The sequence below is a fragment of the Parapedobacter sp. GCM10030251 genome (assembly GCF_042666505.1).
GTDB lineage: Bacteria > Bacteroidota > Bacteroidia > Sphingobacteriales > Sphingobacteriaceae > Parapedobacter.
Window position 1 is genome coordinate 656,917 of sequence record NZ_JBHTDN010000001.1, and the last position, 14,300, is coordinate 671,216.

10 protein-coding genes are annotated in these 14,300 nt (G+C 49.3%); 3 read left to right on the forward strand and 7 right to left on the reverse strand.

The window, feature by feature from the left end; all coding sequences use genetic code 11:
- Positions 1 to 873: a cysteine synthase CysM gene (gene cysM / locus ACFQRK_RS02755; protein WP_379003394.1), complete on the forward strand. Its 873-nt coding sequence runs from the start codon at positions 1 to 3 to the stop codon at positions 871 to 873.
- A 2-nt stretch (positions 874 to 875) separates the two neighbouring features.
- Here cysM and ACFQRK_RS02760 read toward each other — a convergent pair whose 3' ends face one another.
- From ACFQRK_RS02760 to ACFQRK_RS02780, 5 genes are all read right to left on the reverse strand, one after another.
- Positions 876 to 3,155, reverse strand: coding sequence for a Tex family protein (locus ACFQRK_RS02760; RefSeq protein WP_379003397.1), 2,280 nt, complete (start codon positions 3,153 to 3,155; stop codon positions 876 to 878).
- A complete protein-coding gene (locus ACFQRK_RS02765; protein WP_379003399.1) occupies positions 3,152 to 3,610 on the reverse strand; it encodes a twin-arginine translocase TatA/TatE family subunit in 459 nt (152 codons plus the stop codon). The genes ACFQRK_RS02760 and ACFQRK_RS02765 overlap by 4 nt, the downstream gene beginning before the upstream one ends.
- A 92-nt stretch (positions 3,611 to 3,702) precedes the next feature.
- Positions 3,703 to 4,998 (reverse strand): PepSY-associated TM helix domain-containing protein, encoded by a 1,296-nt coding sequence (locus ACFQRK_RS02770; protein ID WP_379003401.1) that lies wholly within the window; start codon positions 4,996 to 4,998, stop codon positions 3,703 to 3,705.
- A 143-nt stretch (positions 4,999 to 5,141) separates the two neighbouring features.
- Complete coding sequence (locus ACFQRK_RS02775) at positions 5,142 to 6,488, reverse strand: hypothetical protein (protein WP_379003403.1); 1,347 nt, start codon at positions 6,486 to 6,488, stop codon at positions 5,142 to 5,144.
- Positions 6,489 to 6,507: 19 nt separating this feature from the next.
- Entirely contained in the window at positions 6,508 to 8,907 is a 2,400-nt protein-coding gene (locus ACFQRK_RS02780) for a TonB-dependent receptor (RefSeq protein ID WP_379003405.1), read from the reverse strand.
- Between the two features lie 108 nt (positions 8,908 to 9,015).
- On the opposite strand from ACFQRK_RS02780, the gene ACFQRK_RS02785 reads away from it, so the two are divergent.
- On the forward strand, positions 9,016 to 10,029 hold the full coding sequence (locus ACFQRK_RS02785) for a helix-turn-helix transcriptional regulator (RefSeq protein ID WP_379003406.1): 1,014 nt from the start codon (positions 9,016 to 9,018) through the stop codon (positions 10,027 to 10,029).
- A 73-nt stretch (positions 10,030 to 10,102) separates the two neighbouring features.
- Positions 10,103 to 11,461: an MATE family efflux transporter gene (locus ACFQRK_RS02790; protein ID WP_379003408.1), complete on the forward strand. Its 1,359-nt coding sequence runs from the start codon at positions 10,103 to 10,105 to the stop codon at positions 11,459 to 11,461.
- Here the strand turns inward: ACFQRK_RS02790 and ACFQRK_RS02795 are convergent.
- Both ACFQRK_RS02795 and ACFQRK_RS02800 read right to left on the reverse strand, forming a co-directional pair.
- Entirely contained in the window at positions 11,458 to 12,828 is a 1,371-nt protein-coding gene (locus tag ACFQRK_RS02795) for a dihydrolipoamide acetyltransferase family protein (RefSeq protein ID WP_379003410.1), read from the reverse strand. The genes ACFQRK_RS02790 and ACFQRK_RS02795 overlap by 4 nt on opposite strands.
- A gap of 207 nt (positions 12,829 to 13,035) precedes the next feature.
- A complete protein-coding gene (locus ACFQRK_RS02800) occupies positions 13,036 to 14,298 on the reverse strand; it encodes a competence/damage-inducible protein A (RefSeq protein WP_379003413.1) in 1,263 nt (420 codons plus the stop codon).
- Between the last annotated feature and the right edge of the window lie 2 nt (positions 14,299 to 14,300).

Sequence of the window (14,300 nt, forward strand, 5' to 3'; positions counted from 1 at the left end):
ATGCAGACGCTGATCGATTGCGTGGGTAACACGCCCCTCGTTGAAATAAAGAAACTGAATCCGAATCCCCGGGTCCGGATGTATGTAAAGCTGGAAGGAAATAACCCGGGCGGAAGCGTGAAAGACCGGGCAGCACTCAATATGATCCGCAGTGCGATGGACCGCGGTGATATTAAACCCGGAATGCGGCTAATCGAGGCCACCAGCGGGAATACCGGCATCGCGCTCGCGATGATTGCCAGTATTTACGGCCTTGAAATCGAATTGGTGATGCCGGCTAATTCCACCCGTGAGCGGACATTGACCATGGAAGCCTTCGGAGCGAAAGTTACGCTATTGGAATCTATTGAAGCGTGCCGGGACTACGCCGAAGAGAAGGGAAGCCGAGGCGATTACTTTATCTTGAATCAGTTTGCTAACCCCGATAATTACCTTGCGCATTACAAGACAACCGGCCCCGAAATCTGGCGGGATACAGACGGACAAATCACGCATTTTGTAAGTGCCATGGGAACTACGGGCAGCATCATGGGTAACTCCATGTATTTTAAGGAGCAAAATCCGGCCGTACAGATTGTGGGCTGCCAGCCTACGGAAGAGTCTTCGATACCGGGTATCCGGCGTTGGCCCACGGAATACCTGCCCAAGATTTATGACCCGCAACGGGTGGACCGGGTGATGGATGTTTCCCAATCGGAAGCCGTCGAAATGACCAGGCAACTAGCCAGGCAGGAGGGGATATTTGTGGGAATGAGCAGCGGCGGGGCCATGGCGTGTGCAAGCCGGTTGGCGAGCGAGCTGGAAGAAGGCGTGATCGTATTTATTGCATGCGATCGGGGCGATCGGTATTTATCCAGCGATTTGTTCGGTTAACTTCAGGATCCGAATTTATTCCGCAACGCAGCCAGCTTTGAAGCCATGTCGTTTTCCTCCCGTCTCGGAGGTTTTGTTTTTCCGCTCTCGCGGTTGCCTGCCTTTCGGTTTCCCGTCTTTCGGTTTTCGGGTCTTTCGGATTTCCTGCCCTCGAAACCTCCCGTCTCTTTCATCGAAAGGCTGATCCGGTTGCGCTTTTCATCGACTTCAATCACGGTTACCATCACCTTTTGCTGGACTTTCACCACTTCATTCGGATCTTTTACATAGCGGTTGGCTAATTGGCTCAGGTGTACCAAACCATCTTGATGTACACCGATATCGACAAAAGCACCAAAGTTGGTAATGTTGGTAACGATACCCGGAAGCTTCATGCCCAGGCGTAGATCGCTGATGGTATTGACACCGTCCGTAAATGAAAATTGCTCAAACTGTTCACGCGGATCCCGTCCCGGTTTAGCCAATTCGGAAAGGATATCCCGTAGGGTGGGCATTCCGACAGCCTCGTTCACATATTTCTTTAGATCGATTTGACTGCGGAGTTTTTCTTCCTGCAAAAGATCGATAACCCGGCAACCAAGGTCGGCTGCCATCTGTTCGACCAAAGGGTACCGTTCGGGGTGTACCGCACTGGCATCGAGCGGATTCTCGGAATTCCGTATGCGAAGGAATCCCGCAGCTTGTTCGAAGACTTTTTCACCCAAGCGGGGCACATTTTTCAGTGATTCCCGATTCCGGAAGGCGCCATGGGTATTCCGGAAATTAACAATTTGCTGGGCCAATGAAGGGCCTAAACCCGAAACGTACGATAGGATTTGCTTCGATGCTGTATTAAGTTCTACTCCCACTGCATTGACGCAGCTGACGACCGTGTCGTCCAGAGCGGTCTGGAGTTTCGTTTGATCGACATCGTGTTGGTATTGCCCTACACCGATGGATTTCGGATCGATTTTGACGAGCTCGGCCAGTGGATCCACCAGCCGACGGCCGATGGATACCGCTCCGCGGACCGTTACATCGTGGTCAGGGAACTCATCGCGTGCCACTTCGGAGGCTGAATAAATGGAGGCACCGCTTTCATTGACCATGACGATGACCACCCCCGGAAGGGCGAGCCTTCGGATAAAGTCTTCCGTTTCACGACCAGCGGTACCGTTGCCGATAGCGATGGCCTGTATGCGGTGCTTCTCAGTAAGATAGCGGACGGTCTTTGCCGCTTCTTCCGCTTTCGCCGCACCTGTATGGGGGAAGATGGCCGTATGCTCAAGCAGTGCGCCCTGTTCGTCAAGGCAGACCGTTTTGCAGCCCGTGCGGAATCCGGGATCGATGGCCATTACCCGCTTTTGACCCAATGGGGCCGCAAGTAGCAACTGCCGGGCATTTTCGGCAAAAACCCGGATCGCTTCGTCATCTGCACGTTGACGCGTTAGCATCCGTATTTCAGTTTCCATCGACGGTTTAAGCAGCCTTTTATAGCCGTCGAGCATGGCGATACGTACCTGGGCACTTGCTTCACCAGCACCTTTTACGTACGTGTTATCCAATAGGGGAAGTACCTCGCTCTCCGGTACGTCGATATCGAGGTAAAGCATTTCTTCTTTCTCGCCACGGCGCATGGCCAGTACCCGGTGGGAGGGAGCAGTCTTCAAGGGCTCAGACCACTCGTAATAATCCGTGTATTTAACGGCTTCCTCTTCTTTACCCGGGACCACGCGGGATACGAATTGCCCCTTTTCCAGAAAGGTCTGCCGGACCTGTGCCCGGATGCTGGCATCTTCGGCAATGGTTTCTGCAATGATGTCACGTGCCCCGGCTAGCGCGTCTTCCACATCTTGTATGCCTTTGTCGGGGTCAACGAAGTTTTGAGCCGCATCGATAATATCTGTACGATCCTGTAGAAGGATAAGTTGTGCCAGTGGTTCCAGCCCTTTTTCACGAGCGATGCTTGCCCGGGTTTTTCGCTTTGGTTTATAGGGCAAATAGATGTCCTCCAGGGTTGCCATTGTTTCGGCGGCCTTTACCTGCTGTTCCAATTCGGAAGTCAGTTTTCCCTGATCGGCCAACGATTTAAGGATGCTTTCCCTGCGCTTGTCCAATTCCTGCAATTGTTGCGCACGGTCCCGTATTTGAGCAACCTGTACTTCATCGAGGCTACCGGTCATCTCTTTGCGATAACGCGCGATGAACGGGATGGTGGCACCTTCTGCAAAAAGTGCCAAAACAATACTTACCTGTCGCTCGGACAAAGCAAGTTCACTGGAGATACGAATTTCGTGGGTCACGCGTTTTTCTCGTCACTTACCGGATGTTGCGGATCTACTTGCGGAGTTGTTTTTGGGGTGCTGTCCATACCACCGGCATCCGAGGTGTTTTCGGTGGTGCCGTATTGGTCGTCGTGGTAATAGGGACCTTCGCTGCCATAGTAGTCTGGCTCACGCCCCGGATTATGTTCATACGTACCGGCAGGAGCGGAAGAATTGGTTTGATTTAGTTTCTTTGGCTCTTCGTCCTGTACGATAACGTCTTTTACTTCTATATCTTTTTCGAAATTATTAATCTGATCACTGATATCCCGTTTGATGCTTTCTGATGCGTCTTTAAACTCGCGTATACCACGGCCCAGCCCCCTTGCTAATTCCGGTAGTTTTTTACCTCCGAACAGCAGCAGAGCCACAAATACGATCAGCATCATTTCGCTGGTTCCAATGTTCATGAAGGCCAATACTGTACTCAACATAACACAATCTCAATTTTAATCACAGCTAAGGTAGGGGTAAATTTTGTGATATCCATAAGTTGTGAGAAAAAAAGCGAAACCAAAATCGTGTTTTAGCGCCGAACCGGCCTTTTCTTTTTCATTTTGTTGAGCCAGATCAGCGTACCGGTAATGGGTAGCGACGTGGCTATCAAGCAGGCTAAAAAGTAGATAAGCTTTGTGAACTGGCCGTAAATATTGCCTATGTGCAATGCCTTTATGGAGCTGGCCACGCGTTCGTTAAATGGCTTGTCGCGAAAAATCTCCACTTCCTTCACGTTTGCCGTTGAGGTCTCCATGGTTACCTGGTCACCGGCTGCCGGAGCGAAAAATCCGACGCGGTTTTTGCTGACGGATAGGGGAGCCTGTGCATCTTTGGGCAATGTCACCCGGTAATCGCCCTCATACGGCAGTACTTCATCAACAGCTGCTAAGTACCTTGCAAACGGTAGTAAGGATAAGTCAGCCGCGGTTTCCTTGTTGTCGGCGCTTCCAGTCTCGTTTTGGCCTTGCTTTCCGTTTTTACTACCGTGCCTTTCCGCGTTTGCCGGGGCGGGAGCCCCTCCGCCATGCCCGCTTCCGCCACGTCCGGCGGGTTGTTCCTTGTAAGTGCCCAGGGCTTTTTGCAAACCCGTACGGTACCAAGGGAAGGACCATTGGGGGCCGGTTATGCCCATTACGAATAAGAAAATGAGGGAATAGAAGGCCAGCGTATTGTGGAGGTCGTGGTTGATCCGTTTCCAACCCGCACTCCATTTAATAGTCAGCCCTTGCCGCCAGGTCCGTAATTTCTGGGGAAACCAGATGATCAGACCCGTAAGGACGCCGAGCGTAAACAAAATGGTTGCGGTACCCGAAATATAGCTGCCCAGTTGCCGGTTGGGCAAATCGCCGATCAGCGGTTCTTCAATGTTATCCAACAGGAGCCAGCGGTGCAGACTGAACATGGTTTGCATAAAATCGCCCGTTCTGGTTGTTTCTTTGGAGGTTCCGGTGATGTCTCCGGTATACGGATTGACGTAGTATGTCGTGCCAAATCGGCTGTTATCTCCCTCAACGCGTGCGGTGAACTGGTAAGTGCGTGCGGGGTTGGCCGCTATGCTGACGGCGGTGACCGTACCGCCGGATTCGCTGGTTATTTTTGGAATCAGCGAATCTACCGGGATCCGCGTTCCGTTTGCCGGAACTTTTACGTTATGTAAATGGGGAGAAGCCCATTCACGCAGTTCGGTATTGTAGGTGTAAATCGTGCCGCTGAAACAAATCAGAATGACAACAATGCCACTGATGAGGCCGGTCCAGAGATGGATGTCGTTGAAAAATTTCCGGGTTTTTTGCCACGTTGTTTTCTTGCGCGTTTTACGGGTCATGGTGTTTAGTTAGTCCAAGCGGTTAATCCTACACGACGGGAGACCATCTCTGGAAATTGCTATGCGCGGTTTCCGGAAACAGCCTCTTTATCGTCGCTATTTCAGTATCGGTGGCTTTCAATCCATCAATTCACACGAGTATCCTAAAAGATGCCGATGTAGTGATTTCCGGTTTTATTGACCAGTTTCGCACCTTTAGTCACCGTTCCTGTCCGGCTGTTCAAAATGTAAATATTTCCGTCTTTTCCAACAGGCGTCACTGCGACGAATACCTCATCACCGTTTACAACCCATCCTTGGTATTGGAAAAAATAAAGATCAGGCTCGTAGGGTAAATTAACCAACTGAGCTGTTTTCGCGCGAAGGTCGACCCTCGCTATAAAGCTTTGTTGTTCGTTTGCATTAAAATTGGAAACGGCGGCGCCATCATGCGTGTACATTACGTAGGCAATTCCGTCGCCTGCGTATACCCAGCTCTCGATATAGGATCCTTCTATTCCCAGTGCATCGTTTAGACTTAATGCATAGTCGTTGTCATACTCGTTGTTTTGGTTAATTCTCAGGAAATAGGACCCGGATTCCTGTGTGCCCTGATAAATGTAGCCGTCTTCGGCTAAAAATGCATTGAAGCTACGGTATCCATTTGTGTTTCCGGTGCTGACCGTAGAGGAAATCAATGTGGGGTTTTTGAGTGACGGATAATCAACGACCAACGATCTTGCGGGTATTTGGATAGTTCCCGACCGGTCTTGCTGGCCCGTTGCGGGATCATATTTGCTTTTCGAAACGCCAATAATCAGCTTATTTCCCGCCTTGTTAAGTACCGGGCCGTCCAATCGGCCGATGTAGAACCCTTGTGCTTCTTCTTCGGCTGCTAGTGGGATTTCATATTGCTCGTAGGTTTTAATACCTACTTGTTGCAAACCGAGGGACAAAACGGTAGACAATCCTCTCGCATACTTGTAGGTCGTGCCGTCCGCTTCAGTGGTGATTTGTACGTTGGAAACGTTGACCGCAATGCCCGTCTGATCGCCATCAAACAACTTTAACCATCTTGGCGAAGCGGTGGCGTAGCTGGAGATATTTACCTTGTCGGCCATTTCGGTATAGTCATCCCCACCGTTTACCTGATATTTAGAGAATTCACCCCCATTAGGCCCTGTGTAAGCGATGTTGAAAAGGACACTGCCATCCATTGACGATTGAAGACGGGCCGTCCGTTGGGAACGCACCTGAAAACCATCGTCGTACACACTGATGGACCGGTCTGGATTTTTTGCGTCGTCAACACTAACCGAATAAACCATCGTGCCGCCGTTTCCATTTCCAGGAGTTTCTTGCATCAACGCACCGGCAACCGTAATCCAACGATCGGCGTCGCCTAAATCTTCTTTATTATCCGGCCCATTGTCATCTTTACTGCAACTGGCAACAGTGAAAGCAGTCACTACCGCTCCGCACATCAAAAGTTTTACGAATTGAGTTTTCATTTATGTCTAAATTTGATTGCTAAAACTTGTTAATAGTATAATTAAGTTTGACGTAAAAGGATCGTCCTGGCTTTTGCGCTGCAAAATTGTCGTACGCTTCCCTGTTGAATATATTCTTGGCATCGAAACTTAGGGTGAGCTTCCGGTTAGGGAACAAATAGCTTATCCCTATATCCTGGATGAATTGGGGCGGCGTGACGTCCGTGTCGCTGGGCCTTACTTTCCAGATGGTCTCGAATGGATGTACATAACCGGCATTATAGTAGAGATTGATTGCCGACTGTTTTTGGATGGTATTTTCCAACCGGTACCGTATGTTGCCGTTCGCCGTAAAAAAGGGATCGTTCGGTATCTGTCTGTCGTTGTACAACGAAGCCTCATCCTTGAGGACGGAGTTGAATCTCGATACATTCAGCATGACATTCAATTTTTGGTAGCTATAACCGGCTTCCGCCTCAAAACCGATAGCCTGGACCCCCGCTAGATTGACTTGGTACAACGTTTCTACATTTGTAACGCTCCGGTCATTAGACAATATCGCAATCTTATCCTTTGTATCGCGGATAAAGCCCGATACCGACAGGGAGACGACATGGTTATTCAGGTGATACGACCCGGCTCTGATTCCCAGGTTGAAGTTATTGCTGAATTCGGGTCTGATGGAGAGGTTAGCCGTCATGTTTTGTGCCTGGTCTCCGAATATTTCACTCTCATCAGGCATGCGTACCGCCTTCTCTGCCGATGTTATTAAGATGAGATTAGGTTTTACGGCGAAAGAAGCGGCTAAGCCGTATCCTACCGTATTCCGGTTATCGGAGAGGTGTTTCTCCACCCGGACATTTTGCCCATTCACCACTTCAGAAACGGGTTCGACCCGATCTATTTTTTGCTGATAGAGTTTGCCGAATATATTGGTTTTTAATCGGGAATCGAATGCTTGCATTTCGTAGGCCAGCGACGATACATTTTTTGATAAATCGTTTGTGACCCGGTAATTTTGTTCTAAGACGGTTCGTAGTTGGTCATAATCTTCCCGGTCAACCGTATAAAATACGTGGTTTAAAACCACCTTGTGGTGTCGGCTGATCGTGTAGTTTAGTCCGGCCCTGACCGTACTGATTCGTCTATTGATATTATTCATGGTCGGTCGGCCTTGCTGGGCGCCTTCTCTTGACCGGAACGGTTTTCCGTGAATATCAATGATTTTTTCTCCACTCCAATTATACCGCCAGCTCACCGTATCTTGGATGTATTGGTCGCGATCGCTATAAACGCCATTGAACGAAAATTCCAGCCCCTGTAGCAACAGGTCCTTCTTGGTATAATTTAAACTGAAGACATGCGCTTGGGATTCTGTAAATCTCCCCATGTAAGGCCGGGTCATGTATTGACCATGTTGAACTTCGTTGTAGGTATCCGATCCAACATAGCCTAGCATAAAATTATCGGCCCAAGTCACACCCGTAAAGCCGAATTCAAAACGCCCTCCGTAGGATTTGAAAGCGTCATTGAAGCGTTTGCCTCGCGTCGGTTCCATAACGCCGGTAGGAGACTCATTCCGAACAAAAGGTCCCCAAACTTCATAATCGTTGTCTGAATAACTGTAGAATCCGGACGCTCTCATGGTAAAGCCCGAGCTGGAATTCCGGTACATCCCGCTCAGATCAGCCTGCTGGGTATTAAATGAACCATAAGAAACGGACGCAGTAAGGTTGTTATTTAACGTGCCCTTTTTCATGATTATATTGATGGCTCCGCCAAGCAGGTCGCCGGACAGATGAGCGGGGAGGACTCCCTTATATACCTCTATCCGTTCAATCATCGCCGGAGGAATATTATTTAGATTGAATGAAGAACCATAGGTTGAAATCTCGATGCCATCAATAAAAATACCAACAGCTCTTCCAGACATTCCATTTAGGTTATAGACGACATTAGATCCCAATCCGCCATTCTGGCGAACCCGGACACCGACCGTCCGATCCAGCAATTCGTTCGTTTGTATATTCCGGACTGATGCTTCTTTGGTTTCTACGACTGCCACGGCGAAGCCCTGGGTTTCGATCGCCCGTTTCTCGCTATTCCGGGATACGTTGGCTTCGTCCAGTTGGGTAGACTCCTGTACGTTCACAATGATGTTCTTGCGTTGGCGGGTTTGGTTGATAGTTAACCGGATTTTTACGGGCTGTATCTCCAGCGAGGTAATCTCGAGTTCATAGTCGCCGTAGGGAATGTTCACGAACGCATACCGGCCCCGTTCATCCGTCATCGCGTCCCGGTTGCCAGGTTGTAACCGAAGCGAAGCACCTACGACAGGTGTGCCGGAAGGCACCGTAATGCTGCCGTGTAACTCGCTGGTCTGGGCGGTGGCCATCATCGTTGCGAGAAGCAGAAGCAAGGTAGATATGAATCGCTTCATGGATTTTTCAGTATTATTATTTATATATAGTCTAAATAATGTAAATTTGGCGCAAATATAGGGCTATGGATGACCTATAAATTATAATTAACGGAATACAAATTATACATGGCGGAATTTTCCTTGGAGCGCGACGAATTTACGCATGAAGCCTTAGCCGACGGAGGCATTCATTCGATAACTGTAAAGGGAGGAGCAATCACGATAAGCCGTTTCGGGATGTTTAGTTATTATCAGGTCGGTACCTCTTATCCTGCAGCTTATCGTTGGCGGGTTTTGGCGCAGCCCCGGTCGGAGATTCGCTTGTTTTTTGTATCAAAGGGACGAGATATCCGTGTTAGATGTGATGGCGAGACGAAAGTATTTTCAGCGGGAGAAGGCAATTGTTCACTGGTACGGGAGGGGTGTACGCAAGAAATTGCCCTTCATGGTGAAGGAGCCTGTGAGTTATTCATGTTGGTAGTAGGGCGCTCAGACGTTTCACTGCCCATCGCCGATAGCCAGCCGCGCCTTTACGATTTCCTGAAAGCCGACCAATGCGCCTGGTTGCTGCCCGGGCAAAATATTCAACTGGGTATGAGGAAGATTACCCTAATCCAACAGATACTTCATGAAAAGAAACCGGTGTATTTGCAAGCGGCTTATACGCAAGTAAAGCTCGCTGAGTTGTTTGTGCTTTTTTTGGAAAAAGCCGATCGATTCGGGGAGGAGGAGGCGGTGACGCTGCTACGGCCTGACGAGCTGGCACGTATCCGGCAGGTCCGGAATATGCTGCACGACGATCCGGCAGCGCCCTATTCACTGGTTGGGCTGGCTCACGCAGTTGGCACCAATGAAACGACGCTGAAAACTCATTTCAAGGCAGTATATGGGATGACGGTATTTGGGTATCTTACGGCGCGGCGCATGGAACTTGCAAAGACCCTCTTGTTAGCCAACAACCTGAAAGTGTCTGCCGTCGCACAGGAAGTCGGGTATAAATATGCTTCACATTTTTCAGCGGCTTTCCGCAAATATTTTGGTTATCTGCCCACGAAACTACTGCGGATGCTTGTGTCCGTTCCTGCATACTTATCGGCTGGGGCGTGTCCGGAAGTTTGCACGTATCTAGCAATCGTGTAAACATAGGCGATAAGTTTATATTGCATATAAAGGAAATTGTCTAAGTTTGCCGCTCCGATAAATGGAGTGTAAGGTGGGCCAAGGATTCAAATCATATAAGCTATACTCTCTCAGTACGCTGGCACTGGCAGGGCCTGTGATGATTTCGCAATTGGGCCATACGCTGGTGCACACGGCGGATAGCATTGTGGTCGGTCATTTTGCCGGTACGGTACCACTCGCCGCGGTATCGTTGGTGCACAGTGTGTTTATGATTGTGATGGTAATCGGCATTGGAATTTCGTACGGTTTGACCCCCCTGATTGCGCAGGAAAATGGAAGGAAGAATTACGTCGAATGCGGGGTGCTGCTTTCCAATAGTCTATGGATTAACGTGCTCGCTGGTGCGCTTTTATTCTGTTTGGTGTACTTCGGTTCCATGGCTGCCGTCGATCACCTCGATCAAGACCCCGATGTCGTACGGGAAGCCAAACCGTACCTGTTTATTCTCAGTTTATCGATGATGCCGTTGATGGTATTTAACGCCTTTAAGCAATTTGCGGAAGGCTTGGGTTTTACCAAACAAGCCATGCGTATTACCATATGGGGAAACGTGCTAAATGTATTGTTGGCCATCGTCTTCGTAAAAGGTATGTTTGGATTGAAGCCGATGGGCATAAGTGGTGTGGGGTATGCCACCTTGATTGATCGCTTTCTGATGGCCATCGTGATGGGTACGTATGTTTTTCGATCCATCGATTTTAAACGGTATCTGCAACAATTCAGGCTGCTGTACCTGGATGGAGCGCGGTGCCTGGCCATTCTGAAAATCGGTGCTCCGGTTGCCATGCAATATGTGTTTGAGGTAGGCGCTTTTGCCGCTGCTGCCGTGATGGCGGGTACAATAGGTGCCAGCGAGCAGGCTGCCCATCAGGTAGCCATTACGCTAGCTGCGATGACCTACATGATGGCGAGTGGTATCGCTGCCGCTGCTACCATCAAAACCGGCAATAGTTTTGGCCAACGGAATTTTCCCCGTTTGAGGCGATTTGCGATTTCGAGTTATCACATTGTATTGGTTTTCATGGGTATTACGGCGTTGTTGTTTGCGCTCTTAAGCCAATACTTGCCATGGATTTTTACCAAAGATACCCTGGTGATTGGCATCGCCGCCCAGTTGTTGGTCATTGCAGGGTTGTTCCAACTTTTTGATGGCACGCAGGTAGTGGGCTTGGGGATTTTGCGCGGAATCGGCGACGTCAACATCCCCACCCTGATTACGTTTGTCGCCTACTGGGTTATCGGGCTTCCCGTGGCGTACGGGCTCGGCCTCGCACTCGGCTTCGGCGTGTTGGGGATCTGGTATGGACTTACACTGGGACTACTCACTTCGTCCGTGTTGTTATATTTACGATACCGGAAGGTGTCGGGAAAGCTGGCACAAGCAGCTTAGATCTCGCGATTCACATCCCAATTTTCAAGATAATCGGCTACGCGTTTGACAAACCGTCCACCAAGTGCACCGTCTACAACGCGATGGTCGTAAGACAAGGATAGGTACATCATGTGCCTGATGCCGATCAGATCGCCATGTTCAGTTTCGATGACTGCAGGTTTTTTAGTAATCGTACCGACTGCCAGGATGGCTACCTGGGGCTGATTGATGATGGGGGTACCCATGATATTGCCAAATGCACCGATGTTCGTCAGCGTAAACGTGCCGTCCTGAATATCATCGGGCCTCAAACGGTTACCCCGAGCGCGGTTCGCTAAATCATTTACTGCCTTGCTGAGCCCCACAAGGCTCAGTTGATCGGCATTTTTAATAACCGGAACAATCAGGTTACCGGAAGGCAATGCAGCCGCCATTCCGATATTAATATTGCGTTTTTTGATGATTTGCGTGCCATTGACTGAAATGTTCACCATGGGAAAGTCCCGTAGCGCTTTGGTCACGGCCTCTATAAAAATCGGTGTAAAAGTGATTTTTTCGCCTTCGCGTTTTTCGTAACTGTCTTTTATTTTGTTCCGCCAGTTAACGAGGTTTGTGACATCGGCCTCTACAAATGAACACACATGCGGAGAAGTATGTACGCTTCGTACCATATGATCAGCGATCAGCCGCCGCATTCGGTCCATCTCTATGATTTCATCCTGTGGCGATAACGTAATAGCCACTTCACTTTGCTGCCAATCCTGCCTGTCGGGCGGGGGCGGCGCCGAAAATGTGGTTTCAGTGACAACAGGAGAGGCCGATCGTGTTTCGTGTTCGTCGTTTGGTGTCGGCTGGCCCGATCTCTTTGCTTCCAGGTAGTTCAGCACATCCTGCTTGGTTACCCTTCCTTCACTACCCGTACCTGGAATACTATCCAGCTCCGCTGCGCTAATCCCTTCCTCGCTGGCAATATTTTTAACCAAGGGAGAGTAGAAACGCCCTTCAGAACCCTTGGAAACAGATTCGTTTTTCGTTTCCTGTAACTGCTCCATACCGGGCACGTCTGTCGTATCGGACGGTTCGACTGATTCAGTTCCCGGAGACCGCCTATCCATTTCGTCGGTAGTTTTTTCGTCTGCTGTTGCTTCGGTCTCAATAATCGCAATAACGTCGCCAACTTGCGCCACAGCGTTTTCTGCAAAGCGTTGTTCCTTTAGAATTCCGGCTACCGGGGAAGGCACATCGGAATCCACTTTGTCTGTGGCAATTTCTAACACGGGTTCGTCTTCTTCAATCGAATCGCCGGGCTGTTTCAACCATCTTACTACCGTCGCTTCTGAAACGCTTTCGCCCATTTTGGGCAATTGTAGGTTATATACTGCCATATCGAATTTCTAATTCTGTCTGTGCAAATACTCGCTATATAGTTTACCGACTTACCAACCTGCACATCATAAAATAGTCTACGTCTTTACCCATCAAAATCGGTCTAAGTTACATAAATAATTGACTAAAAAACAAACATCAAAATTTAATTTCGTGTATTGAATTAATCTCGGAATTAAATATTAAACAAACGGTAGCTCGTCGGCTTAAACCGTGCCATTTGCGTTTGTTTCGGTATATAACAGTTGCCAAAGCATCCAGAGGGCCGCTGTGGAAGACCGTTCAATGTTAACAGCCCGATCCTGACCGAATAGATGTTTGCGGGTAATTACCCGTTTTTTTCCGGCTACGGCTATCCAAACCAGTCCCACGGGTTTTTCCGGAGTGCCTCCATCCGGTCCGGCAATCCCGCTTACGGCAATGGCGTAGTCTGTACGGAAATTTGCTTGGGCGCCGGTTGCCATTTCGCGCACCGTTTCTTCACTTACCGCTCCATATCGGTCAAGGGTTTCAGGCATGACGCCAAGCACCGTTTGCTTCATTGCATTTGAATAAGTAACTGCTCCTCCTTCAAATATCGAACTGCTGCCCGGTAGAGACGTGATTCGCCGGGCGATGCTTCCGCCCGTACAACTCTCGGCCGTTGCTAGCAAAAGTTGTCGTTGCTTCATGAAATCAAGGATTAAATTTTCGAGCGTGGTGTCGGTGTCCGAGAGAAAATGCTCGCCTAGTCGCTCCTTTAATTGATTTACGAAGGCCTGTGTTTCTAGTTTCAGTTCTTCCTGATTTTTTCCTATGGCTGTAAGCCGTAACCGCACGATGCCCGGTTTGGGCAAATAGGCAAGGTGGATATGAGAAGGCAAGGCAGCTTCTATATCCGCGATTTTTTCAGCAAGAAATGATTCACCGATGCCAGCGGTCAGCACGGTATGATGCCACACAGGGATACGTCCTTCGAGATTCCTGAGGCGGGGCAACACACGTTCCTGCATAATGTGCTTCATCTCGAAGGGGACACCTGGCATAATTACATATGGCTTTTGGTGATGCATCACCCACATTCCAGGAGCGGTTCCCATTTCGTTAAACAGTACCTCACTTTTATCCAGGACATCGGCCTGCCTCCGATTTATCTCCAACATGGGCCGGTTGCTCTTTTGAAAAATGCTTTCGACGTGTGCCAATACTTCGGGGGCACGGCGGAGGCCGCAATCAAAATACCGTGAGAGCGTTTGTTTAGTCACGTCGTCTTTTGTGGGGCCCAACCCGCCCGTAACCAATATAAGATCCGCCCGGCCGGATGCCAGGGTGAGTGCTACAAGGATATCCGCAGGATCATCCGCGACAGAACTTATCTGCTTGACACGGATACCGATCGCATTCAATTGCTGCGCTATCCAGGCCGAATTGGTGTCGATGATTTGTCCGATGAGGATTTCATCACCAATGGTAATGATTTCTGCTTGCATAT

Bases quoted from the DNA above. Each gene is read 5' to 3' on its own strand.
- ACFQRK_RS02765 (WP_379003399.1), bottom strand. From the start codon at position 3,610: ATGTTGAGTACAGTATTGGCCTTCATGAACATTGGAACCAGCGAAATG.
- cysM (WP_379003394.1), top strand. From the start codon at position 1: ATGCAGACGCTGATCGATTGCGTGGGTAACACGCCCCTCGTTGAAATA.
- ACFQRK_RS02770 (WP_379003401.1), bottom strand. From the start codon at position 4,998: ATGACCCGTAAAACGCGCAAGAAAACAACGTGGCAAAAAACCCGGAAA.
- ACFQRK_RS02800 (WP_379003413.1), bottom strand. From the start codon at position 14,298: ATGCAAGCAGAAATCATTACCATTGGTGATGAAATCCTCATCGGACAA.
- ACFQRK_RS02780 (WP_379003405.1), bottom strand. From the start codon at position 8,907: ATGAAGCGATTCATATCTACCTTGCTTCTGCTTCTCGCAACGATGATG.
- ACFQRK_RS02775 (WP_379003403.1), bottom strand. From the start codon at position 6,488: ATGAAAACTCAATTCGTAAAACTTTTGATGTGCGGAGCGGTAGTGACT.
- ACFQRK_RS02785 (WP_379003406.1), top strand. From the start codon at position 9,016: ATGGCGGAATTTTCCTTGGAGCGCGACGAATTTACGCATGAAGCCTTA.
- ACFQRK_RS02795 (WP_379003410.1), bottom strand. From the start codon at position 12,828: ATGGCAGTATATAACCTACAATTGCCCAAAATGGGCGAAAGCGTTTCA.